Raw genomic sequence first — 2,641 nt, forward strand, 5'->3', positions numbered from 1 at the left:
GCCAACTCGGAAAGCGATGCCGGACCCAGGTTGTCGAAGAAACGGGGGTCCGGCATGGCTCCTCACGAATAAGTTCCCCTAGGTAATCCTAAAGGAGACGATTCGCTTACTTATTGGTCGGTTGCAGGGCCGCGGCGCCCGGAACGCCTTGGTCCAGACGTTCGCGATCGAAGGTCAGGGTCTTGATGCGCGCGTCGAGCGCGGCGACCACGGCGCCGGTGATGTCCATCGCCGGGTTGGCCAGCATCACCGATTCACGATCGAACAGGATGCTGCACTTCTGGGCCTGATAGACCTGACGGATCGGCGTATCCATTTCCTGATAGACGCGCTGCAGGGCCTTCTGCTCGGTGGTTTCGACTTCCTTCTGGCGCAGTTGGCCCTTGCGCTGCCAGGCGTTGGCCTTGACCTGCAGAGCGGCGGCCTGCTGCTCCAGGGCGTCCTGGGCCAGGGTGGCCTTCTTGGCGTCGAGGGCCTTGGCTTCGTTGTCGAGGCCAGTGCGCTCGGCGGTCAGCTCGGCGTTCACCTGCTGGATGATGGTCTTCAGGCGGGCGTCGACCGCCTTACCCACCATCGAGTTGCCGACGGCGCCCTGGCTCGAGAAGATGCAGACGCCCGGCAGAGCCGGGCCGTGCGTGACAGCCGGAGCCGCGGGAGCGGCGGCCGGAGCCGTCTGGGCCGAGGCGCTGGTCGCGAGGGCGAGAGCGACGACGCTGGACGCGGCCGCGGACAGGAACTTGGACATGTTTATTGGAACCTTGTGGAGGTGGAGAACCGGAAGGTTTCGGTTCGATCGTAGTCTTCCTTGGCCAAAATGCGGCTGATATCGAATCGGATGGGACCCATGGGGGACTTCCAGTCGATCGAGATACCCGCCGTCGCACGCAGGCCGAGGTTATCCTTGATGAACGGATCGAAGATGCCAGGCGACTTCTGACGATCCACATCATCCAGCAGACCCGCCGTACCCACGTCGCTGAACAGGGCGGCCTTGATGCCGTACTGTTCGGGCAGGAAGGTCGGGATGGTCAGCTCGAAGGTGCTGATGGCGTAAAGCTTGGCGCCCATCGAGTTGTTGGTGCTCGAGATGTCGCGCGGACCGATACCGGCGATCTCGAAGCCGCGGAACGAGGTGCCGCCGCGATAGAAGCGGTCGTTGATGCGGACATTGTCGCCGCCCCAGCCCTCGATATAGCCGAACGAGCCCGTGGCGCTGAACACCAGGTCCTTGGTGAAGCCCCAGTACCAGCCGGCGTCGGCTTCGGTCTTCAGGTACTTCACGTCGCCGCCGATGCCGGCCAGGTCCTGGTTCAGGTCGGCGAACCAGCCGCGGGTCGGGTTGATCGGGTCGTTGCGCTTGTCGATGCGCAGGCCATAGCCGATCAGCGAGGTGATGTAGGCGCCGCGCTGCAGACAGAGGATCTGCGAGACCGAGCCGCTGGTGCAGAGGCTGTCGGCCACGCTGACGTCGTCCTGACGGATCGTGTAGCGCAGGCTCATCGACGAGTCGTTGGTCAGCGGGAAGCCGAAGCGGATGTCGCCGCCGACTGACTTGGTGTCGTAGGCCGCATAGTCCGACAGGTTGTAGCGGAAGGTGTACAGGTTGACGCCCGCCACCAGGTTGCGACCGGCGAACCGCGGCTCGCTGAAGCCGAAGTCGATCTGCTGGCGCAGCGAACCGACCGAGGCGCGGGCCCGCAGGTTCTGGCCGCGGCCACGGAAGTTGCGTTCCGTGATGCCGACGTCGAGCACCAGCTTGTCGACCGAGCTGTAGCCGGCGCTGAACGACAGTTCGCCCGTCGGCTGCTCCTCGACCTTCACCTTCAGGCTGGTGCGGTCCGGAGCCGAACCGGGGGTGTCCTCGATGTCGACTTCCTTGAAGAAGCCCAGGCGGCGGATGTTGTTCTTCGAGCGGTCGACCAGCACGCGATTGTAGGCGTCGCCCTCGGCCACCTCCAGCTCGCGGCGCAGGACGTAGTCCAGCGTGCGGGTGTTGCCGACGATGTCGATGCGATCGACATAGACGCGCGGGCCTTCACGGACCGAGAACACCACGTCGACGGTCTTGGTCTCGCGATTGGGCACGTAGCGCGGACGCACGTCCACGAAGGCGAAGCCGGCCGCGCCCGCCGCGAAGGTCAGGGCGTCGGTGGCCTGCTCGATGCGTTCGTCCTCGTACAGCTGGCCGGCGCGGATCGGCAGGATCTGGGCCAGCAGGTTGCCGTCCAGCTTCTTCAGCTCGGTTTCGACGGTGACCTTGCCGAACTTGTACTTCGGGCCTTCATCGAGAGTGTAGGTGACGGCGAAGCCGTTCTTGTCCGGCGCCAGCTCGGCCACCGACGAGACGACGCGGAAGTCGAAGAAGCCGCGGTTGCGGTAGTGCTTGCGCAGCTGCTCGCGGTCGTACTCGATCCGGTCGGGGTCGTAGTTGTCGTTGCTGGTCAGGATCTTGTACCAGCGGCTTTCCTTGGTCACGACCACGTCGCGCAGGTCGTTGTCCGAATACTCGCTGTTACCCAGGAAGTTGATCCCCAGCACGCCGCTCTTGGGGCCTTCGCTGATTTCAAAGACCAGGTCGACGCGCTTCTGCGGCAGTTCCACCACCTTGGGCGTCACGGTCGCCGAGATGCGGCCCGAACGG

At 64.6% G+C, this 2,641-nt stretch carries 2 protein-coding genes; both read right to left on the bottom strand.

The features are described 5' to 3' along the window. Nucleotides 1–106 precede the first annotated feature (106 nt). Entirely contained in the window at nucleotides 107–745 is a 639-nt protein-coding gene (locus WC739_RS25300) for an OmpH family outer membrane protein (protein WP_372955721.1), read from the bottom strand. Between the two features lie 2 nt (nucleotides 746–747). Further along, a partial coding sequence (bamA, locus tag WC739_RS25305) for an outer membrane protein assembly factor BamA (RefSeq protein ID WP_372955722.1) occupies nucleotides 748–2,641 on the bottom strand: 1,894 nt, incomplete at its 5' end.

This window comes from Mesorhizobium sp. (genome assembly GCF_041661565.1).
Lineage (GTDB): Bacteria > Pseudomonadota > Alphaproteobacteria > Rhizobiales > Rhizobiaceae > Mesorhizobium.

Bases quoted from the DNA above. Each gene is read 5' to 3' on its own strand.
- WC739_RS25300 (WP_372955721.1), bottom strand. From the start codon at position 745: ATGTCCAAGTTCCTGTCCGCGGCCGCGTCCAGCGTCGTCGCTCTCGCC.